Genomic DNA, 22,062 nt, shown 5'->3' with positions numbered 1-22,062 from the left:
ATACGCCCATGAGCTTAGGCATTGCGATGCGAGAGCTCCGCTAACAAGCCTTGAGCTTCAATCGTGATTGTTGGGTCTACAGCATTACTAACTTGTAGCACCTCTTCTAAAGATCTCCTAGCAGCCGAGAAATCTTCAATCGTGATGTAAGCACGCGCAAGATTTAATTTGACACGCAAAGTATCAGCCAAAGGATTTGGGATCGGAGCAGGTGGTGTTGATGGCAGGTCTACTGCTGGTTTGGAAAGATCTAAATCGATGCCTGCAAAGAGTACCTTAGCACGCTCAGGCATTTCATAATGAGTGGAGGCCGCCTTATTATGAATATCCACTGCTTTACTTGCTGCCTGAAAATCACCTAACTCAGAGCGACGTGCATTACGAGCAAAGCCCCACAGCAATAATCCAGTCAATGCAATTAAGGTAATTGCCAAAATAGCTGGCCCTGCAGCTCCTAAGCCAAAATGATTGTCGATCGCTTTTTGCTCTTTGGATTTATCGAGCAATCGTTGAAGGTCGGCTATATTCTTTTCTAACTCGGCTACACGGGCTTTGGCTTGCTCTAACTGTTTCTCTTGAGCTACCAGCTCTTCGGTATAACGGCGCTCTTCGTTGCCCTCTGCACTAGAGCCGATCTTCAAACGATCTTTTGGCGCCAGTTGAGCTCCCTTAGCGCTGCCCGACTTCAGGTCGGGGTTTGATCCAGCCAAACCCTGCTCTGCACGCCACTGGGCATTCGCCTCTGCCACAAATTGATTCGCCTCTGCAGGACTAATGGACCGCAGAAGCGCTTGGCTCGGCTTATTGAGTTCAGCACCAGCAGCTAAACGATTAATACTGCCGCTAGCAAAAGCATCAGGATTCGCTTTATATAAAGCCATCATCGCCTGATCTAATGTGGCACCGTCTAGCTGTGGAGCCATCAATGCTGCAATCTCCGATAGAGTTTGACCAGGCTTAACTAGAACCTTCTGCACATCGCCCAATAACAATGTGTAAGTTTTGGTAATGCTTCCACTTGCCCAATTGAGATTCACTAATACATCGACAAATGGATCTTCTGAGAGCGGAACTGGGTTGACCGTCTCGACCAAGACCATCAATTTTTCTTGGCGATTGCGATACACCGAAACTTGGGGGTTGAGCTCTAAAATTTTTGAGGAAATTCCCAGACGCTCATAGGCAGCCTTATTGGGAGTTTGTGCCTTGAGACTATTGAGAGCGCTCTCCTCGTCTGCCGCTACCCGAATGGGAATTTCTACGCGAAGCGGTTCTCCAGTCTTGGATTGTAGTTGTGGTGAACCCAGCGAGATTGCCCAGGCAGCACAAGACCAACTTAGCCAAATAAAGCAAAGCGCTTTGACAAAGCTCAGTTGGCAAGTTCTCAACATTATTTTTCGAGCAAAATTCTGAGCATGCGGCGCAATGGCTCGGCAGCACCCCACAACAGCTGGTCACCCACTGTAAATGCGCCCAAGTACTCTGGACCCATGGCCATTTTATGTAGACGGCCAATTGGCACTGTCAGAGTACCGCTAACAGCTGCAGGCGATAAGTCACGCTCAGTGGTTTCACGATCATTTGGCACGACTTTGACCCACTGGTTATCGTTAGCCAAGATAGCTTCGATTTCCTTGAGTGGAATATCTTTCTTCAACTTCACAGTCAGACCTTGTGAATGGCAACGCATCGCACCAACGCGTACACACAAACCATCAATCGGAATGCTTCCTGGCGTGCGGAATGCTGGACGACCAAGTATCTTATTGAATTCAGAGCCACCCTTCCACTCTTCTTTGGTTTGACCATTCTCAACAGGCACATCGATCCAAGGAATCAAGCTACCAGCCAAAGCCGTGTTACGGAAATTCTTTTTCGGGAAATCTGCTGAACGCAAGGTCTCAGTGACTTTGCGATCAATGTCCAAAATCCAAGAGGATGGATCCGCTAACTCAGTAGCAACGCTATCGCGCAATGCACCCATCTGCAGCAGTAGTTCGCGCATATTCTGTGCACCAGCACCAGATGCTGCTTGATAAGTCATTGCACTGATCCATTCAACCATGTCAGCTTTTACTAAACCGCCCATAGCCATCATCATCAAGCTCACGGTGCAGTTAGCGCCAATCCAGTTCTTACCACCAGCCGCTAAAGCCTTATCGATCACTGGGCGATTTACAGGATCCAAAACCAATACCGCGTCATCTTTCATTCGCAGGGCACTAGCAGCATCAATCCAATGGCCATTCCAGCCGGCAGCGCGTAGCTTTGGAAAGATCTCATTGGTGTAATCACCACCTTGGCAAGTCAAAATGATGTCGCAGCGTGACAGCGCTTGAATATCGTTTGCATCTTGCAAAGCGCTTTCGCTCTTGCTGACTTTTATGCCATTAATTAAAGGCACTTCTCCGCCAGCTTGGCTGGTACTGAAAAATACAGGCTCTATCAAGTCAAAATCTTTTTCAGCCAACATCCGATCCATGAGCACGCTTCCAACCATGCCACGCCAGCCGACTAAACCTACTAATGGAGTATTTGTATTTGCCATGATTAACTATCTAATGAATATTTACTATTGCTTTAAGAGAGTGCTGCCACCACTGCATCACCCATTTGTACAGTAGAGACCTTTTGAGTGCCTTCGGTATAAATATCTGCAGTCCGTAAGCCTTGTGCCAATACCTTTTGAACGGCCCGTTCAATTCGATCTGCTTCTTCAGGAATTCCTAATGAATAGCGCAGCATCATTGCTGCAGACAAAATAGTTGCCAAAGGATTAGCAATGCCTTTGCCAGCGATATCCGGTGCAGAACCATGACTTGGCTCATACAAGCCTTTATTGTTCTTATCCAAAGATGCCGAAGGTAGCATCCCAATTGAGCCGGTAAGCATAGCTGCCTCATCCGACAAGATATCGCCAAAGAGGTTGCCGGTAACCACTACGTCAAATGCCTTGGGTGCTTTTACCAGCTGCATTGCCGCGTTATCGACATACATATGGGAAAGCTCAACATCAGGGTAGTCCTGAGAGATTTTGATCATGACTTCACGCCACAACTGAGAGGTCTCTAATACGTTTGCTTTATCAACACTGCAGACTTTTTTACTACGTTTACGCGCTGCTTCAAAAGCAACACGACCAATACGCTCCACTTCTGGCTCGCTATAGTGCATCGTGTCAAAACCTTCGCGGGCACCTTTAAAGAGTGGCAACTCAGATGTACGAATGCCACGGGGCTGACCAAAGTAAATATCGCCATTGAGTTCTCGGACGATCAAGATATCCAAACCACCGATAATTTCTGGCTTCAAGCTAGATGCTGCAGTGAGCTCTGGATAACAAATTGCCGGTCTAAAGTTGGCAAACAACTCTAAGTGTTTGCGCAAACCCAAGATAGCTTGTTCAGGCCGCAATTCACGAGCGAGTGTGTCGTATTTCCAGTCGCCTACTGCTCCGAATAAAATTGCATCAGCTTTTTTAGCCAGCTCTAGGGTTGCTGGCGGTAGAGGATGACCTGCCACATCATAGGCAGCCCCACCAACAGGAGCTTCTTCTAAATCAAACTTTGGGCCGAGCGCATTTAAGACTCGTACAGCTTGAGCAACGATTTCCGGGCCGATACCATCGCCCGGTAGAACTGCAATTTTCATGAGAGGCCTTTAAATCTAAAATTACGGCAACTGAGTCGCAAGCCAAGGCATCTTAAGAATGCGCTCGGCTTCATAAGCCTTGATTTTATCTGCATGGCGCAGAGTTAAGCCAATATCGTCCAAGCCATTGAGAAGGCAATACTTCCTAAATGGGGCTACATCGAAGCTATAGGCAGTCCCATCAGGGGTAATGACCTGCTGAGCCTCAAGGTCGATAGTTAATTGATAACCACTAAACGCCATGGTTTCATTAAAGAGGTGGTCAACCTGCAATTCTGTCAAAACGATCGGCAAAAGACCGTTTTTAAAGCAATTGTTATAGAAAATATCGGCAAAGCTCGGGGCAATTACTGCCCTAAAGCCATATTGGTCAAGCGCCCATGGAGCGTGCTCACGAGAACTGCCGCAACCGAAGTTCTTACGTGCCAGCAGAATACCGGCACCCTGATAGCGAGACTGATTCAGTACAAAGTCGGGATTGAGTGGACGCGAGCTGCAATCTTGCCCAGGCTCACCATGATCAAGATAGCGCCATTCATCAAATAAATTTTGACCAAAGCCGGTTTTCTTAATGGACTTTAAGAATTGCTTAGGAATGATGGCGTCGGTATCCACGTTCTCGCGATTTAACGGAGCAACCAAACCTTTATAGACCGTAAATTTTTCCATAATTCCGACTTAAATTCTAAATGTTTACTTCACCGGAGTAACGACAACGTCCTTACCCTTAGTTTGAGACTGATTGTTTTGGGTATTGCTTGAAGAACTGCTATCCATCGACTTGCCCATCGTCTGCAAATCTTTACCCATGCCTTCCATGGTGTTCGTGCAAGCGGCAATGATCAAACCTGCAAGACCAACTATTGCTAATCTAGCAATTAAAGAAACTGGAGAAAATTTCATCTCGATACCCTTATGAAATCTTACGAACATCAACAAAATGACCTTCAATCGCTGCAGCAGCAGCCATTGCAGGGCTGACTAAATGGGTTCTGCCGCCATTGCCTTGACGACCTTCAAAATTACGGTTGGATGTAGAGGCACAACGTTCGCCAGGCTCAAGGCGATCGGCATTCATCGCTAAACACATTGAGCAACCTGGCTCGCGCCACTCAAAGCCAGCGGCCTTGAAAATACGATCTAAACCTTCGCGCTCTGCCTGGGCTTTCACCAAACCAGAACCAGGAACGACCATCGCCAACTTCACATTAGCCGCAACCTTTTTGCCGATACGATCTACTACTTTAGCGGCTGCCCGAATATCTTCAATACGGCTATTAGTGCAAGAACCAATAAATACTTTATCCACAGAGATACTGCTTAATGGGGTATTGGGAGTGAGATTCATATACTCCAAGGCACGCTCCATCGCAGAACGCTTATTAGGGTCACGCTCTTTTTCTGGATCTGGAACACGATCACTAATAGCAAGCACCATCTCTGGTGAAGTACCCCAAGTGACTTGCGGCGCAATTTCTTCAGCGCGCAATTCAACTACAGCGTCAAACTTTGCATCTGGATCAGAGTGCAAGGTTCTCCAATACTGCAAGGCTTGCAATAAAGCTGGTCCCTTTGGTGAGTATGGACGACCTTGGATGTACTCAATAGTAGTTTCATCAACAGCAACTAGGCCAGCGCGTGCGCCCGCCTCAATAGCCATATTGCAGACAGTCATGCGACCTTCCATAGAAAGGTTACGAATTGCTTCACCAGCAAACTCAATGGTGTAGCCCGTGCCGCCTGCTGTACCAATCTTGCCAATCACGGCCAGAACGATATCTTTTGCAGTGGAACCTGGCTGCAAGCGACCATCAACCCGCACCAACATATTCTTGCTCTTTTTCATGAGCAGGGTCTGCGTAGCTAAAACATGCTCGACTTCAGAAGTTCCAATACCAAACGCTAGAGCACCAAATGCACCATGCGTACTGGTATGAGAATCACCGCATACCACTGTCATACCGGGCAAAGTTGCGCCCTGCTCTGGTCCAATGACGTGAACAATACCTTGACGGGCATCGTTCATCTTGTACTGAGTAATACCAAAGGCATCACAGTTTTGATCCAAGGTATCAACTTGTAATTTCGAGATTGGATCTGCAATACCTTCAGAGCGGTCTGTGGTTGGCACATTGTGGTCAGAGACTGCCAAATTGGCAGAGATACGCCAAACTGGACGGCCTGCTAAATTCAAACCCTCAAAGGCTTGAGGACTAGTTACCTCATGCAGCAATTGACGATCAATATAGATCGTCGCTGTGCCATCCTCTTCTGAGTAAACAACGTGGTCATCCCACAATTTGTCATAAAGCGTACGTGACATGAGTAAGCCTGAACCCCTTATTTACGAACAGTAATGTTCGGAACTTTGCGTGAAGTTTCGCCAACATAAAGCTGACGTGGACGACCAATCTTGTACTCTGGATCAGTAATCATCTCTTCCCACTGCGCAATCCAACCCACTGTTCTTGCCAAAGCAAAAATACAGGTGAACATTTCTGTTGGAACGCCAAGTGCACGTTGAACAATACCGGAGTAGAAGTCTACGTTTGGATAGAGCTTACGGCTGACAAAGTACTCATCCTCCAAAGCAATCTTCTCAAGAGTCATGGCTAACTTGAATAATGGATCATCTTGCAGACCAAGTTCATTCAATACTTCGTAGCAAGTCTCACGCATCAATTTAGCGCGTGGGTCGAAGTTTTTATAAACCCGGTGACCAAAGCCCATCAAGCGAACGCTAGAGTTCTTATCTTTTACCTGAGCAATGAATTCATGAATCTTATCTACGCCACCCTGAGCTTGAATCTCATTCAACATCTGTAAGCAAGCTTCATTAGCACCACCGTGGGCTGGGCCCCAGAGACAAGCAATACCAGCAGAGATTGCTGCAAACGGATTAGTACCTGAAGAGCCGCACAAACGGACAGTAGAAGTAGATGCATTTTGCTCATGATCTGCATGCAAAATGAAGATGCGATCCAAAGCGCGTACCAATACTGGGTTGACTTTGTACTCCTCACATGGTGTAGCAAACATCATGCGCATAAAGTTAGCGGTGTATGACAAAGAATTATCTGGATAGATAAATGGTTGTCCTACTGAATACTTATAGGCCATCGCAACTAAGGTTGGCATCTTGGCAATCAAACGAATCTGCGCAATTTCACGTGCCTTCGGATCGCTGTAATCAATTTGATCGTGATAGAAAGCTGCCATTGCACCAACCAAGCCAGTCAATACTGCCATTGGATGCGCATCGCGACGGAAACCGCGCAAGAAGAATTGCATTTGCTCATGAACCATGGTGTGGTGCATGACCATTTCATCAAAATCTTTTTTCTCAGTGGCGTTAGGCAACTCACCATTGATCAAGAGATAGCAAACTTCCAAGAAATCACAGTTTGCGGCAAGATCTTCAATCGGGTAACCACGGTAGAGCAACTCACCCTTATCGCCATCGATATAAGTAATTTTGCTGTTACAGGAAGCAGTAGATAAAAAGCCTGAATCGTAAGTGAACTTACCAGTCTGACCATAGAGCTTGCGAATGTCGATTACATCAGGACCTACTGTCCCTTTATAAATTGGCAGATCAATATCTGGTGTGCCATCTGAAAACGAAAGTTTTGCCTTGATGTCCGATTCAATCATTTCTAATCCTTAGTCATTCAAAATTATGATTAATACACTATTCGATCACATGCTTTCACTACTACTGCACCAAAAAGCTGATTTACTTCTCTCTCAGCTTTTGTAATAAAGCTTTAAAGGAGTCTGTTTGCATCTCCTTTTCCAGGCTTGCTACAGAGTCTTTGCGCCCAATGAGTAAATCCATCAAGTCGTTGTCATCTAAAGCTAATAACTGGCTTAAAACTTTTCCATCTTCTACGCTTAACTGAGTGCCGTAGCGCTCAAAAAAGCGCTGCAGAATTAGGTCGTTTTCTAGTAAACCCCTGCGGGCATCACTCTTTAAGCGATATAACTCTGCATTGCCGAGGGTCATACTGCCCTACGAACCATCAACTCCTTGATCTTGCCAATCGCCTTCGTCGGGTTCAAATGCTTAGGACAGACATCCACGCAATTCATGATGGTGTGACAACGGAATAAACGGTATGGGTCTTCAAGGTTGTCCAAGCGCTGTGCTGTATCTTCATCGCGACTATCAGCAATGAAACGATAAGCCTGCAATAAACCAGCTGGGCCAACAAACTTGTCTGGATTCCACCAGAAAGATGGGCATGAGGTTGAGCATGATGCGCACAAGATGCACTCATATAAACCATTCAACTCTTCACGCTCTTCAGGACTCTGGAGACGCTCTTTTTCTGGAGCGGGATTGTCATTTACCAAATAAGGCTTGATAGATAAGTATTGCTTGAAGAACAAAGTCATGTCGACAATCAAATCACGCACCACTGGCAAGCCAGGTAATGGGCGCAATGTAATGACCTTTGGCAAAGTCAACATATTAGTCAAGCAGGCCAAACCATTTTTACCGTTGATGTTCATCGCATCTGAGCCGCACACACCTTCACGGCATGAACGACGATAAGAAATCGTTTCGTCTTGTTTCTTCAAAGAAATCAAAGCATCCAACAACATCCGCTCGCCAGTGAGTTCTAACTCATAGCGCTGCATGCGTGGCGCTGCATCGACATCTGGATCGTAGCGGTAAATTTCAAATATACGGATATCACTCATTCTTTATCTCTCTTGCTTAGAAAGTACGTTCTTTTGGAGGGAAGGACTCAACTGTCAAAGGCTTCAATACAACTGGCTTGTAGGTCAGTCTATTGCCTTCGCTATACCAAAGCGTGTGTTTCATCCAATTTTCGTCGTCACGATGTTGATGATCATCATGTGAGTGTGCACCACGACTCTCTTTGCGAGCTGCCGCAGAAATCATGGTTGCATTTGCAGTCTCAACTAGGTTGGCCACTTCTAAGGCTTCAATACGTGCGGTATTGAAAATCTCAGACTTGTCCTTAACCCAAAGGTGCTTAGCACGTTCAGTCAACTTCGCCATTTGACGAACGCCTTCGTCCATCAACTCTTGGTTACGGAACACGCCAGCATATTTCTGCATGCACTTACGAATATCGTTCGCAACGTCTTGTGCGTATTCACCAGAAGTGGAGTTATCCAACTTCGCAATGCGCTCCAAAGTTTGCTGACCAGCATTAGCAGGCAATGGTTTGAATTCACGATTTTTCAGATCAAGACCAACGATATGGTTACCCGCTGCGCGACCGAATACTAAGAGGTCGAGCAATGAGTTGGTGCCTAAGCGGTTAGCGCCGTGCACAGATACACATGAGCATTCACCGATCGCATACAGTCCATTAACGATTTCATTGTGAATACCATTGGCTGGCACTACAACTTGACCATGAATATTGGTTGGAATTCCACCCATCTGATAGTGAATAGTTGGCACTACCGGAATTGGCTCTTTGGTCACGTCAACGTTTGCAAAGTTAATGCCGATCTCATATACAGAAGGCAAACGCTTCATGATCGTTTCTGCGCCGATGTGGGTCAAATCAAGCACAACGTAGTCACCATTCGGGCCGCAACCGCGCCCTTCTTTAATCTCCTGATCCATACAGCGAGATACGAAATCGCGTGGCGCTAAGTCTTTATAAGTTGGCGCATAACGCTCCATGAAGCGTTCGCCATCCTTGTTACGCAAGATACCGCCTTCACCGCGACAACCTTCTGTCAACAACACGCCTGCACCAGCAACGCCAGTTGGATGGAATTGCCAGAACTCCATGTCTTCCAATGGAATGCCTGCGCGCGCTGCAAGGCCCATACCGTCACCGGTATTAATAAATGCGTTGGTAGATGCATCCCAAATACGGCCCGCACCACCAGTTGCCATCATCACCACCTTGGCTTCCAAGATGTAAACCTGACCGGTTTCCATTTCAAGGGCAGTAACACCAACCACATCACCGTCGTCATCACGAATCAAATCGAGCGCAAGCCACTCAACGAAGAAGTTGGTTTTAGCGCGCACGTTGCGTTGATACAAGGTATGCAACATCGCGTGGCCAGTACGGTCAGCGGCAGCACAAGCACGTTGCACTGGCTTCTCACCATAGTTTGCTGTGTGACCGCCAAATGGACGCTGATAAATCGTGCCATCTGGATTGCGGTCGAAAGGCATACCGAAATGCTCTAACTCGTAAACGACTTTTGGAGCTTCACGACACATAAACTCGATCACATCCTGGTCACCTAACCAGTCAGATCCTTTGATCGTGTCATAAAAGTGATAGTGCCAATTATCTTCACTCATATTGCCCAATGAAGCACCGATACCGCCTTGTGCAGCAACCGTATGTGAACGTGTTGGAAATACTTTAGTTAGTACAGCAACATTGAGGCCGGCTTCAGCCAACTGCAAAGAAGCGCGCATACCTGAACCACCCGCACCAACAATCACCGCATCAAAACGGCGGCGTGGCAATGATTTTTGAATTGCAGTCATCGAATTACACTTTCCACAAAATTTGTACGGCATAAGCCGCACAGGCTACTAGATACAGAACAGTTAACACTTGCAGTGTTAAACGAATGCTGACAGGCTTGATGTAATCCATCCAGATATCGCGGATACCAATCCAAGCGTGGTAGAACAAGCTGATGAATGCTAAGAGCGTCAATAACTTCATAAATTGGTTGCTAAACAAAGCAGACCAACCTTCATAAGTCGCGCTACCAGTAATGCAATAGTCCACGAGTAAAACAACGGTGAACACCACCATCACAATCGCTGTCACGCGCTGGATGATCCACTCTTTAAGACCGTAATGAGCGCCTACTACTAAGCGTTTTGGTCCAATCTGATAAATAGGCATGTGATTTCCTTAAAAGATGTGCGCTTAGTACAAGCCGAATAATTTGAGACCTACGACCGCAGTCAAAGCTAAGCCAAGGAACAATACGAAGATCGCTGAACGATTTGACTCAGACTTCTCTACGCCAATTTCTAAATCGAGCAAGAGGTAACGAATACCAGCACAGAAGTGGTGCAAGAAACACCAGATCAAGCCTAAGCAAATGATTTTGACCAAGAAGCTGCTAGTAAATGCCTGGAAGTGTTGGTAGCTCACTTCAGATGCCAGACTTTGATCAAAGAGATACAAGATGAAGGGCAATAAAAGGAAGAGCACTGCTCCGCTAATGCGGTGGAGGATGGAAACTTTGCCAGCCCAAGGAAGGCGATATTTGACTAACTGGGCAAGACCAATATTTCGATAAACCGGTCTATCTTTTTTTACGTTTTGCTGTGCATCAACCATGGGCAATCTCTATCTTTAGGTGGAGGTTCAGTGTGACTTTGTTGTGTTGCAACATATTCTATTGGAAACCTTAGGGGTGTTGGGGATTTTATAGGGTTTTTAGGGGTTAATTAGGGGTTTTAACGGATAAGGCTAGTTCAACTTGTTCTCGTAATGCTGTTCAGAAGTGTCATATCTTGCATGCCGAATTTCTACTGGTTTATTCCCGTAGGTGAAGGCCACCCTTTCTACAGAAAGTAACGGCGCGCCTGGGGCTAAGTGCAAATGTCGAGCTAAGGTCTCATCAGCAGCGATCGCTTTGATTTTTTCTTCAGCGCGCACCATATGGGTCGCAAATTGACTCTCATACAAGCCATAAACAGTGCCATGCCAAGCATTGAGGGTATCAAGATCAAGCCCAGTAAAACGTACTCCTGGCAACCAAATCTCTTCAAAAACAATGGGTTGCCCCGCATAGCTCTGAATTCGGTCGATGTGAATAATCGGATCACCTGCCTTTAATTTCAGCAAATTGGCTATATAAGCATTGGCCTCGGTTTTTGTACAAACCAGGAAGCGATTGGCTAGGTGAAATTTCATCCCAGAATCGGGGGCAAGGTGCAAAAAGCGATATTGCCAGTCATCCTCTTGGTGGGTGGCCACAAAAGTGCCCTTCCCCTGACGTCTGACTAATAGATTTTGAGAGGCCAGCTCATCAATCGCCTTGCGGACTGTACCTTGGCTGACCGCGAATCGGGCTGCCAACTCCATTTCGCTGGGAATAGCCTCTCCTGGAAGCCATTCAGAGGCTTGCAGGCTAGCCAAAATCATCGCCTTAATCTGCTCGTACAGAGGGCTAAATGAGGCTACAGGCAAATTTATATCTGACAAATTCACTCCAGACAAAATCAATTGGATAAAATTCAGGGTAATTCTAGTCTTATATAAGACATCTGTGACAGTGTAATCCGAAAGTATGTGCACTTGAATGGATAATAGAAAAGTATCGATTAATTAACCTTCCTGTGGAGTTATTAGTAATGGCAAAAGCCCCAATGCGTGTCGCCGTAACCGGTGCAGCCGGTCAAATCGGATATTCCCTCCTCTTCCGTATCGCCAATGGCGACCTCTTGGGCAAAGATCAGCCCGTCATCCTCCAGTTGCTCGAGATTCCTGATGAGAAAGCTCAAAAAGCATTGGCAGGTGTCATGATGGAATTGGAAGACTGTGCATTCCCACTATTGGCAGGTATGACAGCGCACTCTGATCCAATGACTGCGTTTAAAGATATTGACGTCGCTCTATTGGTTGGCGCACGTCCGCGCGGCCCTGGTATGGAGCGCAAAGATTTACTCTCTGCTAACGCACAAATTTTCACAGCTCAAGGCAAGGCATTAAATGCAGTAGCTAAGAAGACTGTCAAAGTATTGGTTGTGGGCAATCCAGCAAATACAAATGCATACATCGCAATGAAGTCTGCACCAGATATTCCTGCAAAAAACTTCACAGCAATGTTGCGCCTCGATCACAACCGTGCGCTCTCACAATTGGCCACCAAATTGAACAAGCCTGTTGCAGATATTGAGAAGCTCGTGGTGTGGGGTAATCACAGCCCAACAATGTATCCAGACTATCGCTTTGCAACTGTTGATGGCAAGTCAGTAAAAGACTCTATCAATGATGCAGCATGGAACAAAGATGTATTTATCCCTACCGTTGGTAAGCGTGGCGCAGCAATTATTGAAGCGCGTGGCTTGTCTTCAGCCGCTTCTGCAGCTAATGCAGCAATTGACCATGTGCGCGACTGGGTTCTGGGCACAAATGGTAAGTGGGTCACTATGGGTATCCCATCTAAGGGCGAATACGGCATTCCAGCCGAAGTCATTTATGGCTTCCCAGTGGTTTGCGAAAACGGTGAATACAAGATGATCGAAGGTCTAGAGATCGATGAATTCTCCCGCGAGCGTATGAACCACACCCTCAACGAATTGCTTGAAGAACAAGCTGGCGTTAAGCACTTGCTCTCTTAAGGACAAAAATCACATGAAGAAAAACCTTCTCAACATCAGCATTGCACTTGCTTGTCTAGCTGGATCTGCCAATGTAAGTGCTGCTAGTGAAGAAGTATTCACATGGACTTGTAGCGAAAGCAAACAGTTCAAGACCTCTGGAACCGTTGAGAAAATTCGTCTCACCTGGGAAGCCAAGACGTATGACTTAGATCGTCAAACTTCCTTGCCAGGTAGCTTACGCTATAAGAACATGAATAGTGGTCATGATCTAGTTGTACTGGGCAACAAGGCAATGCTGTTTAACATCAAAGCTGGCGTAAGACTTGCTGATTTCTGTCAAACCCCAGAAATGAGAGCAGGCAAATTACCTCATCTGTTTGCTGATGCGGAGCCCTTCGTACAGAACTAAACTTGCATCAAGTTAATTCAATAAAAAAGCCGAGAATGTCTCGGCTTTTTTATTTGACGTTTCTGTTAATGAAATAAAGGTTGTTGTGATGGGGTATCTTCAGGCATCTCTGCATGCACTGCTTCACCTGAGCGATCGGGGAATAAGGGAGCGCCACAGTCATCACATAACTCTGGATCAAAGAGCATAGCGTGGCGGAATACATCCTCTACCCCAGCATCATGCAAGGCATCACAAATCTTTTTAATCGGACTCTCGTCATCCGAGACATCGTTTAAGGCATCGTTCGCCACGCTCTCGCGGTCGTACAGGGGCCAAATCACACCGTACATGATTTCAGAAGAGCCTTTGGCACTAAAAGAGATACGGTATTCATCCGCCTGATCTTCTCCAAAGGCGCCGACCACGCAAGATAGACCAGCCGGCAGAATGCCAAGGCCGCTTTCCAAGAAGTTAACAGCTGCACGAATACTTAAGGGTCGAACATGTTTATCTGCTAAACGGCAGTTAGTGAAATAAGACTCTGGCAATAGCAACTCAAATTCACAGCCTGGTAAGAGAGATGCAATCGACTCTTGCATTGCATTTTGCCAACCAATCAAACTCACACCGCGCTCTTGACGGGCTGGCGGCTCGGCTTGCCAACGAAAGATCGGTGAACCACTCGGCGCACTCAATGCAGCAATGATGAATCGGGGATCGGCGAGCACTGCAATCGTCTCGGACATATCACGTAACTCTAATTTCACATCTTTATTGCAGATCGCTGCATTTGCCAGCGCTTCAGTTAAGACCCGAGTTTGGCAATGGGAATGTGGCATTTGGTCGATGCTATAGAGCCAAGGAACAATTGCTAGGCGCGTTTCTGGTGCTGCGATAGCGGTATTGAGCGCTTGAGCAGTAGCCTCGATAATGCTAGATGGCAATGGTCCCGAAGGAATTTGATAGCGCGTGTGTGCAACGATGGGCATTGCCAATAACAGCACATCCCACTCCTGCCCTTCATGCTCCATTCTGAGAGACTCTGCCAAAGTTTCCGCCGTGTCTGCAAGCACTTCAAATGCAACCGTATTAATACGAAATGTTTGATCTAAGGCAGCATCAATCACATTTTGATTTTGGCTTTTAAGTAAACGCATCAAACGAACATTGAGACGATCTTCCCAAAAACGATCTTCAATCTGACTACCGGAAGCTGCCAAGGAAATAGCATCTGACACAAGCTTTTCAACTTCAGGAGAACTACGCTGCGAGGATTTGGTGCGATGTAAAGCCATTATTTTCTCTCCGCCCTTCTAAAGATAGGCTTATCCAACTTGGATTCTGCAGTAAAGTATTTATAACCATCCAAATTAAAGCCCTTTAAGTCTGCTGGGTCTGTAATGCGATTCTCCACAACATACCGAGCCATGAGCCCACGAGCCCGTTTGGCATAAAACGAAATGATTTTGTACTTGCCATCCTTGCCGTCCTGAAACACGGGAGAAATCACTGGACAATCGAGCTCTTTTGCTTGTAGGACTTTGAAATACTCTTCAGAGGCTAAATTGAGCAATACGGGTTTCTTTTGCTTTTCTAAAATCTGTTTTAAAGAATTGGTCACTCGGTTACCCCAAAAAGCGTAGAGATCTTTGCCGCGCGCATTTTGAAACGCGGTGCCCATCTCCAGGCGATAGGGCTGCATTAAATCCAAGGGTCTCAGAGCGCCATAGAGTCCTGACAAAATACGAACATGGTCTTGCGCAAAGTGGATTGCTTTGGCATCAAGGGTTTTGACATCAAAGCCATCATAAACATCGCCATCGAATGCGTAGATCGCAGGTTTGCTGTTTTCTTCAGTAAATTTTTTAGACCAATCGCGGTAACGGCCAACGTTTAAGGCTGCCAACTGATCAGACAAACCCATCAAATCAGCAATCTCTTGGGGGGATAGTTTTTTCAAGTCTGCAATCAACTTTGCCGATTCTGAGACAAATTCCGGCAAGGTAGACGTCTTAAGCTTAACGGGGGTCTTGTAATCGAGGGATTTTGCGGGGGAGAGTACGATCAGCATGGCACAATTTATAAATGTATTTTTACCATTCTAGCGACTCCTTGTTTCCTCTGCCCTAAATGACCCCGAAGGATAAAACCATGCCACAAAAGCAATCCAAAAATGTGATTGATGTCTATAGCTGGCCCACCCCAAATGGTCATAAGGTGCACATCATGCTCGAAGAATGCGGTTACCGCCTAGATCGAGATTGGATTGCGCACCCAATTGATATTGGGGCTGGCGATCAATTTCAGCCTGAATTTTTAAAAATCAGTCCCAACAATAAGATTCCAGCCATTACTGACCCAAATGGTCCAGATGGCAAACCCATTCATCTATTTGAGTCGGGTGCAATTTTGCTGTACCTGGCTGGGAAGACTGGGAAGTTTTTACCCAAGTACACTCGCGCTAAGTATGAGGTCTTAGAGTGGCTGATGTTTCAGATGGGTGGATTGGGTCCCATGCTTGGGCAAAACCACCATTTTCGTCTCTATGCGCCTGAGAAAATTCAATACGCCATCAATCGCTACACCAATGAAGCCAAGCGTTTATATGGGGTTCTCGACACGCAACTGAAAGATAATCTTTATATTGTTGGGAAAAGTTACTCTATTGCCGATATGGCCATTTATCCATGGACGCGGAATTGGAAAAATCAGGGGATAGATATCCACGACTACCCCCATTTCAAGCGGTGGTTCGAGATGATTGGTGAACGTCCCGCTGTAAAACGCGGATGTGCAGTGTTGACAGCACTACGCAAGCCCTTGACTGATGACAAAGCGAGAGAGCAATTGTTTGGTTCAACACAGTATCAAAAAAGGAAATAGCATGAAGATTCAATCAGTCGGTGTAATCGGTGCAGGCACAATGGGCAATGGAATTGCGCAAGTTTGCGCGGTTGCAGGCCTAGATGTTGTCATGGTTGATATTAATGAAGCTGCCGTTCAACGCGGTCTTGAACAAATTAGCAAAAGCTTGGATCGGCTTGTTAAAAAAGAATCTATAACAACTGCAGCAAAAGATGCAGCACTAAAACACATTAAGGGGAGCACCTCTTATGCGGACTTCAAAGGCTTAGATTTGGTGATTGAAGCTGCTACTGAAAACCAAGCGATTAAAGAAAAGATTCTGAAGCAAGTCGATGAGATCGTTGGCAAAGATGCCATCATTGCTACCAATACTTCTTCCCTATCTATTACTAAGCTTGCTGCCCTGGATTCCAATCCAGCGCGTTTCATTGGTATGCACTTCTTTAACCCACCTCCTCTCATGGCTCTAGTTGAGGTCATTCGTGGTTTGCAAACCAGTGATGCAACCCATGCAGCAATTATTGAAATGGCAAAGCGCATAGGCAAAGAGCCCATTACCGTGAAGAACTCGCCAGGCTTTGTGGTGAACCGTATCTTGCTGCCGATGATTAATGAAGCTTTCTTTGTATTGTCCGAAGGCCTAGCCAGCCCAGAGGATATTGACGCTGGTATGAAGCTAGGCTGCAATCAACCAATCGGTCCACTAGCTTTAGCAGACTTGATTGGCTTAGATACCTGCCTAGCAGTGATGGAAGTCTATTTTGAGAATTTCAGCGACTCCAAATACCGCCCATGCCCCCTTTTACGAGAAATGGTAGCTGCGGGTTATCTCGGTCGCAAAACAGGTCGCGGTGTTTATCGTTATGATAAATAATTAAAGCACTGACCCTCTCGAATACCCGTGAACCCTATTACACCCCTCGTACGTAAACTGGCTTATGCAGGACTCATTCCGTTTATCGGTCTTGCTTTATTGGTGCAGCTCGCACCCACCCCATTAAATTATCTCAGCGCAGAATCTCTTGCTGGTTATGGCGCTGTCATTACTGCATTTATGGGTGCCATCCATTGGGGTGCCAATTTACATACCTTAGGTAAGGCGCCTTGCGGTGATCGTTGGATTGATCGCAATGCTTGGATTTGGGGTGTGATTCCAGCACTGGTTGCTTGGCTTGCCCTGCACATTTATATTCCAGTTGGCTTGCTCATTTTGGCATCCACTTTAATCATCCAACGCAATATTGATCAGAATACCTATCGATATTACTTTTCTGATGAAGCTGCTTGTGCTGCTTTCATGACCATTCGCAATCGTCTAACTTATATCGCTGCAGCTTGTTTAACTTGGGCAGCCATCGTGATTCTTTTTATTCAAGCATGATGATTTGATGAGTAGTTTGTTTGACAGCACCCCACCGCCACCGTTAGCGGAAGCACTGCGTCCAAAAACCATCGCAGAAGTCATCGGACAAACCCATTTACTCGCCGCCGGTAAGCCACTCAATCTAGCGTTTGCCTCTGGCAAACCCCACTCCATGATTCTTTGGGGCCCACCAGGTGTTGGTAAGACCACCTTGGCACGCCTTTCAGCTAAAGCATTTGATCGAGAGTTCATCGCCATCTCAGCAGTATTGGCAGGGGTTAAGGAAATTCGAGAAGCCATTGAGCTAGCCCAACAAAATATGGCGCAATATGGCAAGCAGACTATTTTGTTTGTCGATGAAATTCATCGCTTTAATAAGAGCCAACAAGATGCTCTGCTGCCCCATGTGGAATCTGGTTTATTTACTTTTATTGGCGCGACTACCGAGAACCCTTCTTTTGAAGTGAACTCTGCTTTGTTATCACGAGCTCAAGTCTATGTTCTTAAATCCTTAAGTCCTACTGAGTTGAAGCAATTATTTCAGCGTGCGCAGCAACATGCTATGCCGCAAGTGCAATTTGAAGATAGCGCCATAGATACACTCATCAGCCATGCTGATGGTGATGCGCGTCGCCTTCTCAATCTCGTTGAACAAATTCGTAATGCTGTCTTTACACCAAACTCGGAAGTCTCTACGGTAGACCAAGCCTTTATTGAAAATGCGCTCACTGTTCAGGCCCGTCGCTTTGATAAGAGTGGTGATCAGTTTTATGACCAGATATCCGCGCTTCATAAATCAGTGCGCGGCTCTGACCCCGATGCTGCACTTTATTGGTTCTGCCGGATGTTGGATGGTGGGGCTGATCCTCGCTATTTGGCGCGTCGCATTATTCGTATGGCTTGGGAAGATATTGGCTTGGCTGATCCCAGGGCGATGCAATTGGCTAACGATGCTGCACAAACTTTTGAGCGCCTTGGCTCACCAGAGGGCGAGCTTGCCTTGGGTCAAGCAGTCGTCTATTTGGCGGTCGCCTCCAAGAGTAATGCGAGCTACAAGGCTTTTAATGCTGCGCGTGCCTATGTTGCGCAAGATCAATCTAAGCCCGTTCCCAATCATTTGCGTAATGCGCCGACCAAACTCATGAAAGAACTGGGTCATGGCAAAGAGTATCGCTATGCTCATGATGAACCCCATGCTTATGCTGCCGGTGAATCTTATTTACCGGAAGGCATGCAAGCCCCGCATTGGTATGAGCCTGTTGAACGGGGCTTAGAAAGTCAGATCAAAGAGAAGATGACCTTCTTACGTAAGTTGGATGAAGAGTCCAAAAAGAAATCCGGAGATTAAGTCACATGAGTGAAAAAATAGTGGCCACACTCTATTACGACATCATCTCTCCTTTTGCTTATTTATATATCAAGCAAAGAAATCGTTTAGAACACAAACTCGATATCACTCCCGTGCCCATCCTGCTTGGTGGACTCTTTCGAGCCACAGAGAATAAAGGGCCTGGTGAGGTTGCTGCTAAACGTCCGCACACCTATCAATTCTGTGTATGGCAAGCTGAAAAGTTGGGAATTCCCTTTCGCTTTCCGGAGCATCACCCATTCATGACAGTGGCAGCCCAGCGACTACTCATTGAACAAAAAGCAGATTGGCCTATGGTTGAAAAGGCCTTTGACTATGTTTGGGTGGAAGGCAAAGATCCGAATTTATCTTGGCCGGATTTTTGCTCTTATTTAGGTTTGCCAGCAGATACCGTAAAACCGGATAACCCTGAAGTCAAAGCGCAACTCGTTGCCAATACCAATCAAGCGAAGGCAGATGGCGCTTTTGGTGTGCCCGCATTGATCCTCAATCATCACTGTTTTTGGGGCGTTGATACCATTGACTGGGCTTTGGACTATCTGGCGCGACCGGGGATGTTTGATGAAGCCTCCTACGTCTACGCCGGAAATGTTCCCAATGGCCTAGCTTAACTAGACTCCCAGACTCTTGAATACAATCATCCACACTCACTTCTATTAATTATTGGAGCTCTTATGCGTAAGCTTTTTGCCAGCCTTGTTCTCATTGTTAGCTGTTTTGCAAGTCAAGCGGCTATTGCCGGACCTAAAGTGGAATTTAAAACCACTATGGGTAATTTCGTAGTTGAGTTAGATGCTGATAAAGCGCCAAAGACGACTGCTAATTTTCTCAACTATGTCAAAAGCGGTTTTTATAACGGCACTGTCTTTCATCGTGTGATTGATGGCTTCATGATTCAAGGTGGAGGCTTTACCCCTGATCTCGTTCAAAAACCTACTGATGCTCCGGTGGTGTCTGAGGCAAATAATGGTTTGAAAAACAATCAGTACACCATTGCGATGGCACGCACTTCGGATCCCGATTCTGCAACTGCGCAATTTTTCATCAACGTTAAAGACAATCCTGGTCTGGACTACCCAAATGCAATGGGCAGTGGCTACACCGTGTTTGGCAAGGTGATCTCTGGCACACAAACGATTGACGCCATTCGTAAAGTACCAACGATGGTTGCTCCAGCGCCTCGCATGGGCAGAATGGCTGATGTTCCAACAAAGCCCGTCATCATTGAGTCTGCCACTATTCTGAAGTAAATAATTTACTCATAGATCTTAGGTTAGCCGCGATGATTTTGCTCGATGATGCGCAAAGTACAGCGGCTGAACCAAGCAGTCGACTCTATGAGAATCCACTGCATTACTGGCGCATTCTGCCAAGTGGCGATCAAACAAAAGACTTTGCCGCTACCGAACAATGTTTAAGGGAAATATCGGCATCACTATCTCGAGGTGAGCATGTCCTTGCTGCATTTGCCTACGAACTAGGTCAATGCCTTCAGCGATTGCCAGAGCATCGAGAGAATGCTTCTGCAACACACCCACTCATTGAGGCTTGGTCTTTTTCTAAGTTTGAAAAACTCTCCAAGGAAGCTGTTGATACCCTGATTGCCCATCGAATAGAGCAACTCGACTCCAAAGCGAAGCTTGCAGGCGTGCTTGATCAGCAGGAATCTCTTACTGAAGCGCAATTTGCACAAGATATTCAAACGATCCAGGAATATATTCGCAGCGGTGATACCTATCAGATTAATCATACCTACCGCATCACCGGGAAGGCCTATGGCTCTCCCCTCGCCTTATATAGCCTGCTACGACAGCGACAACCTGGCAGGTTTGGTGCCTATATTGCCTATGACTCTCGTTACCTTTTATCCCAATCCCCCGAACTCTTCATTGCTCGTGAAGGCAATACCTTAAAAGCCATGCCCATGAAAGGCACTGCCAGCGCACTCTCAGAAGTGGCAAGCGCACTCTCAGAAGACCCAAAAAATCAGGCAGAGAATGTGATGATTGTGGATCTCTTGCGCAATGATCTGAGTCGAATCTCAATGCCAGGCACTGTCACTGTTCCCAAACTCTTTGAAGTTGCTCGTCATGGTGATGTCTTGCAGATGACATCCACCGTCCAAGGAAAAATCAAACCAAATACCACCCTACTCGATATTCTGAAAGCAGTCTTTCCTTGCGGATCGGTCACGGGTGCCCCCAAAAAACGTAGTATGGAAATTATTCAAGAGCTCGAGTCTTCTGATCGTGGCTACTACTGTGGCGCACTGGGCTGGCTTGATCCCAACGACAACTTTGCCTTTAGCGTGCCGATTCGCACCATTGAAATCGAAGAGGATAAGCAATCCCATGCTGCTGCCTTCACACTCGGTGTTGGAGCAGGCATCACGATTGACTCTGATGCCAAACAAGAGTGGCAAGAATGCCGCATCAAATCTGCCTTCTTGATGCAATTGCCTAGTGGCTGTGGTTTATTTGAAACCATCGCCATCCATGAAGGAGCACCCCAAAGGATTACGGCGCACTTAGATCGCATGCATTCTTCTGCGCTAGCTTTGGGCATCGGTTTTAATCGAGCAAATGCGCAAACGCTAATCGAATCTGCTTGTGCTGGCCTTAAAAGCAATTTGCGCTACCGACTTCGCTTGGATCTGGCTCCAAATGGAGAATGTTCTGTGAACACGACTCCACTCGATGCTATTGAGGGGTCAGTAAAGATCTTTTGGGCAAAAGATGTTTTGTCCGCTGATGTGGGGATGTTTTCTGGAGATGCTTTATTAGCCCACAAGATTACTCAGCGCATTCTTTACGATCAAGCATGGCAAAAGGCAGTTGAGTTAGGCGGCTTTGACGCCATTTTTACCAATGAACAGGGCTTTGTCACTGAAGGCGGCAGAACTAGCATTTTTGTTAAACCCCAAGGAAGCGTGGAATGGCTTACCCCTCCAGTTTCAGCAGGTCTATTACCCGGTGTCATGCGTGCAGCCGTCCTTGCTGATCCCAATTTCAATGCCCGTGAAGCCAACCTGACTATTAATGATGTTTCAATGGCAGATGAGATTATTCTTACAAATGCGCTTCGCGGCGTCATCAAAGCCCATTTTTAGAAAGTCA

General features: G+C 46.4%; 24 protein-coding genes. 9 read left to right on the top strand and 15 right to left on the bottom strand.

Annotated features, from left to right (window positions below):
- Positions 1–14 precede the first annotated feature (14 nt).
- The 13 genes from IEN92_RS07095 to IEN92_RS07035 all read right to left on the bottom strand — a co-directional run bounded on the left by IEN92_RS07095 (position 15) and on the right by IEN92_RS07035 (position 11,843).
- A complete protein-coding gene (locus IEN92_RS07095) occupies positions 15–1,391 on the bottom strand; it encodes a FimV/HubP family polar landmark protein (RefSeq protein ID WP_216161934.1) in 1,377 nt (458 codons plus the stop codon).
- On the bottom strand, positions 1,391–2,548 hold the full coding sequence (asd, locus tag IEN92_RS07090; protein ID WP_216161931.1) for an aspartate-semialdehyde dehydrogenase: 1,158 nt from the start codon (positions 2,546–2,548) through the stop codon (positions 1,391–1,393). The genes IEN92_RS07095 and asd overlap by 1 nt, the downstream gene beginning before the upstream one ends.
- 32 nt (positions 2,549–2,580) lie before the next feature.
- Complete coding sequence (leuB, locus tag IEN92_RS07085; protein ID WP_216161928.1) at positions 2,581–3,651, bottom strand: 3-isopropylmalate dehydrogenase; 1,071 nt, start codon at positions 3,649–3,651, stop codon at positions 2,581–2,583.
- A 21-nt stretch (positions 3,652–3,672) separates the two neighbouring features.
- Entirely contained in the window at positions 3,673–4,320 is a 648-nt protein-coding gene (leuD, locus tag IEN92_RS07080; RefSeq protein WP_216161925.1) for a 3-isopropylmalate dehydratase small subunit, read from the bottom strand.
- 24 nt (positions 4,321–4,344) lie between these two features.
- Positions 4,345–4,554: a hypothetical protein gene (locus IEN92_RS07075; RefSeq protein WP_216161923.1), complete on the bottom strand. Its 210-nt coding sequence runs from the start codon at positions 4,552–4,554 to the stop codon at positions 4,345–4,347.
- Between the two features lie 10 nt (positions 4,555–4,564).
- The gene (gene leuC / locus IEN92_RS07070; RefSeq protein ID WP_216161920.1) at positions 4,565–5,974 is read right to left on the bottom strand and encodes a 3-isopropylmalate dehydratase large subunit; all 1,410 of its coding nucleotides are present in this window, start codon (positions 5,972–5,974) and stop codon (positions 4,565–4,567) included.
- Positions 5,975–5,991: 17 nt separating this feature from the next.
- Positions 5,992–7,305 (bottom strand): citrate synthase, encoded by a 1,314-nt coding sequence (gene gltA, locus IEN92_RS07065; RefSeq protein WP_215376287.1) that lies wholly within the window; start codon positions 7,303–7,305, stop codon positions 5,992–5,994.
- A gap of 82 nt (positions 7,306–7,387) precedes the next feature.
- Positions 7,388–7,657: a succinate dehydrogenase assembly factor 2 gene (locus IEN92_RS07060; RefSeq protein WP_215376284.1), complete on the bottom strand. Its 270-nt coding sequence runs from the start codon at positions 7,655–7,657 to the stop codon at positions 7,388–7,390.
- Positions 7,654–8,358 (bottom strand): succinate dehydrogenase iron-sulfur subunit, encoded by a 705-nt coding sequence (locus IEN92_RS07055; RefSeq protein ID WP_215376281.1) that lies wholly within the window; start codon positions 8,356–8,358, stop codon positions 7,654–7,656. Before IEN92_RS07055 ends, IEN92_RS07060 begins: the two co-directional genes overlap by 4 nt.
- A 16-nt stretch (positions 8,359–8,374) precedes the next feature.
- Positions 8,375–10,153 carry a succinate dehydrogenase flavoprotein subunit gene (gene sdhA / locus IEN92_RS07050; protein WP_215376278.1) on the bottom strand — a complete coding sequence of 593 codons (1,779 nt, stop codon included), beginning with the start codon at positions 10,151–10,153 and terminating at the stop codon, positions 8,375–8,377.
- Positions 10,154–10,157: 4 nt separating this feature from the next.
- The gene (gene sdhD, locus IEN92_RS07045) at positions 10,158–10,523 is read right to left on the bottom strand and encodes a succinate dehydrogenase, hydrophobic membrane anchor protein (RefSeq protein ID WP_215376276.1); all 366 of its coding nucleotides are present in this window, start codon (positions 10,521–10,523) and stop codon (positions 10,158–10,160) included.
- A 24-nt stretch (positions 10,524–10,547) separates the two neighbouring features.
- The gene (gene sdhC, locus IEN92_RS07040; protein ID WP_215376273.1) at positions 10,548–10,967 is read right to left on the bottom strand and encodes a succinate dehydrogenase, cytochrome b556 subunit; all 420 of its coding nucleotides are present in this window, start codon (positions 10,965–10,967) and stop codon (positions 10,548–10,550) included.
- A gap of 132 nt (positions 10,968–11,099) precedes the next feature.
- Positions 11,100–11,843, bottom strand: coding sequence for a GntR family transcriptional regulator (locus tag IEN92_RS07035; RefSeq protein WP_370623887.1), 744 nt, complete (start codon positions 11,841–11,843; stop codon positions 11,100–11,102).
- A gap of 143 nt (positions 11,844–11,986) precedes the next feature.
- Here IEN92_RS07035 and IEN92_RS07030 point away from each other — a divergent pair, with 143 nt between their 5' ends.
- A complete protein-coding gene (locus IEN92_RS07030) occupies positions 11,987–12,976 on the top strand; it encodes a malate dehydrogenase (RefSeq protein WP_215376267.1) in 990 nt (329 codons plus the stop codon).
- A 13-nt stretch (positions 12,977–12,989) separates the two neighbouring features.
- Positions 12,990–13,367: a hypothetical protein gene (locus IEN92_RS07025; protein ID WP_215376265.1), complete on the top strand. Its 378-nt coding sequence runs from the start codon at positions 12,990–12,992 to the stop codon at positions 13,365–13,367.
- 65 nt (positions 13,368–13,432) lie between these two features.
- On the opposite strand, the gene IEN92_RS07020 is transcribed toward IEN92_RS07025, so the two are convergent.
- Together IEN92_RS07020 and yaaA are read right to left on the bottom strand one after the other, a co-directional pair.
- A complete protein-coding gene (locus IEN92_RS07020) occupies positions 13,433–14,644 on the bottom strand; it encodes a DUF2863 family protein (protein WP_216161914.1) in 1,212 nt (403 codons plus the stop codon).
- Entirely contained in the window at positions 14,644–15,420 is a 777-nt protein-coding gene (yaaA, locus tag IEN92_RS07015; RefSeq protein WP_216161911.1) for a peroxide stress protein YaaA, read from the bottom strand. Before yaaA ends, IEN92_RS07020 begins: the two co-directional genes overlap by 1 nt.
- A gap of 104 nt (positions 15,421–15,524) precedes the next feature.
- Between yaaA and IEN92_RS07010 the strand changes: the two genes are divergently transcribed.
- The 7 genes from IEN92_RS07010 (at position 15,525) to IEN92_RS06980 (ending at position 22,055) form a co-directional block, all read left to right on the top strand.
- Positions 15,525–16,232 carry a glutathione binding-like protein gene (locus IEN92_RS07010; RefSeq protein WP_216162293.1) on the top strand — a complete coding sequence of 236 codons (708 nt, stop codon included), beginning with the start codon at positions 15,525–15,527 and terminating at the stop codon, positions 16,230–16,232.
- Between the two features lies 1 nt (position 16,233).
- A complete protein-coding gene (locus IEN92_RS07005) occupies positions 16,234–17,088 on the top strand; it encodes a 3-hydroxybutyryl-CoA dehydrogenase (protein ID WP_215376256.1) in 855 nt (284 codons plus the stop codon).
- Positions 17,089–17,115: 27 nt separating this feature from the next.
- Positions 17,116–17,595, top strand: a complete 480-nt coding sequence (locus tag IEN92_RS07000; protein WP_251366788.1) for a DUF3429 domain-containing protein — start codon at positions 17,116–17,118, stop codon at positions 17,593–17,595.
- Between the two features lie 7 nt (positions 17,596–17,602).
- Positions 17,603–18,925: a replication-associated recombination protein A gene (locus IEN92_RS06995; RefSeq protein ID WP_216161908.1), complete on the top strand. Its 1,323-nt coding sequence runs from the start codon at positions 17,603–17,605 to the stop codon at positions 18,923–18,925.
- A 5-nt stretch (positions 18,926–18,930) separates the two neighbouring features.
- Positions 18,931–19,557 carry a 2-hydroxychromene-2-carboxylate isomerase gene (locus IEN92_RS06990; protein ID WP_216161905.1) on the top strand — a complete coding sequence of 209 codons (627 nt, stop codon included), beginning with the start codon at positions 18,931–18,933 and terminating at the stop codon, positions 19,555–19,557.
- 63 nt (positions 19,558–19,620) lie between these two features.
- On the top strand, positions 19,621–20,196 hold the full coding sequence (locus tag IEN92_RS06985; protein ID WP_215376249.1) for a peptidylprolyl isomerase: 576 nt from the start codon (positions 19,621–19,623) through the stop codon (positions 20,194–20,196).
- Positions 20,197–20,228: 32 nt separating this feature from the next.
- On the top strand, positions 20,229–22,055 hold the full coding sequence (locus IEN92_RS06980; protein WP_216161902.1) for a bifunctional anthranilate synthase component I family protein/class IV aminotransferase: 1,827 nt from the start codon (positions 20,229–20,231) through the stop codon (positions 22,053–22,055).
- Positions 22,056–22,062: the final 7 nt, after the last annotated feature.

It is taken from the genome of Polynucleobacter sp. MWH-Creno-3A4, from assembly GCF_018881885.1.
Taxonomy (GTDB): domain Bacteria; phylum Pseudomonadota; class Gammaproteobacteria; order Burkholderiales; family Burkholderiaceae; genus Polynucleobacter.
Note: the sequence above shows the minus strand (reverse complement) of the source record. Positions and strands in the feature narration are given on the sequence as shown.

Coding starts and splice junctions, on each gene's coding strand:
- IEN92_RS07095 (WP_216161934.1), bottom strand. CDS start 1,391: ATGTTGAGAACTTGCCAACTGAGCTTTGTCAAAGCGCTTTGCTTTATT.
- asd (WP_216161931.1), bottom strand. CDS start 2,548: ATGGCAAATACAAATACTCCATTAGTAGGTTTAGTCGGCTGGCGTGGC.
- leuD (WP_216161925.1), bottom strand. CDS start 4,320: ATGGAAAAATTTACGGTCTATAAAGGTTTGGTTGCTCCGTTAAATCGC.
- IEN92_RS07025 (WP_215376265.1), top strand. CDS start 12,990: ATGAAGAAAAACCTTCTCAACATCAGCATTGCACTTGCTTGTCTAGCT.
- yaaA (WP_216161911.1), bottom strand. CDS start 15,420: ATGCTGATCGTACTCTCCCCCGCAAAATCCCTCGATTACAAGACCCCC.
- IEN92_RS07005 (WP_215376256.1), top strand. CDS start 16,234: ATGAAGATTCAATCAGTCGGTGTAATCGGTGCAGGCACAATGGGCAAT.
- IEN92_RS07020 (WP_216161914.1), bottom strand. CDS start 14,644: ATGGCTTTACATCGCACCAAATCCTCGCAGCGTAGTTCTCCTGAAGTT.
- sdhD (WP_215376276.1), bottom strand. CDS start 10,523: ATGCCTATTTATCAGATTGGACCAAAACGCTTAGTAGTAGGCGCTCAT.
- IEN92_RS07055 (WP_215376281.1), bottom strand. CDS start 8,358: ATGAGTGATATCCGTATATTTGAAATTTACCGCTACGATCCAGATGTC.
- IEN92_RS07060 (WP_215376284.1), bottom strand. CDS start 7,657: ATGACCCTCGGCAATGCAGAGTTATATCGCTTAAAGAGTGATGCCCGC.
- sdhA (WP_215376278.1), bottom strand. CDS start 10,153: ATGACTGCAATTCAAAAATCATTGCCACGCCGCCGTTTTGATGCGGTG.
- IEN92_RS06990 (WP_216161905.1), top strand. CDS start 18,931: ATGAGTGAAAAAATAGTGGCCACACTCTATTACGACATCATCTCTCCT.
- IEN92_RS06980 (WP_216161902.1), top strand. CDS start 20,229: ATGATTTTGCTCGATGATGCGCAAAGTACAGCGGCTGAACCAAGCAGT.
- IEN92_RS07075 (WP_216161923.1), bottom strand. CDS start 4,554: ATGAAATTTTCTCCAGTTTCTTTAATTGCTAGATTAGCAATAGTTGGT.
- IEN92_RS07030 (WP_215376267.1), top strand. CDS start 11,987: ATGGCAAAAGCCCCAATGCGTGTCGCCGTAACCGGTGCAGCCGGTCAA.
- IEN92_RS06995 (WP_216161908.1), top strand. CDS start 17,603: ATGAGTAGTTTGTTTGACAGCACCCCACCGCCACCGTTAGCGGAAGCA.
- gltA (WP_215376287.1), bottom strand. CDS start 7,305: ATGATTGAATCGGACATCAAGGCAAAACTTTCGTTTTCAGATGGCACA.
- leuC (WP_216161920.1), bottom strand. CDS start 5,974: ATGTCACGTACGCTTTATGACAAATTGTGGGATGACCACGTTGTTTAC.
- sdhC (WP_215376273.1), bottom strand. CDS start 10,967: ATGGTTGATGCACAGCAAAACGTAAAAAAAGATAGACCGGTTTATCGA.
- IEN92_RS06985 (WP_215376249.1), top strand. CDS start 19,621: ATGCGTAAGCTTTTTGCCAGCCTTGTTCTCATTGTTAGCTGTTTTGCA.
- leuB (WP_216161928.1), bottom strand. CDS start 3,651: ATGAAAATTGCAGTTCTACCGGGCGATGGTATCGGCCCGGAAATCGTT.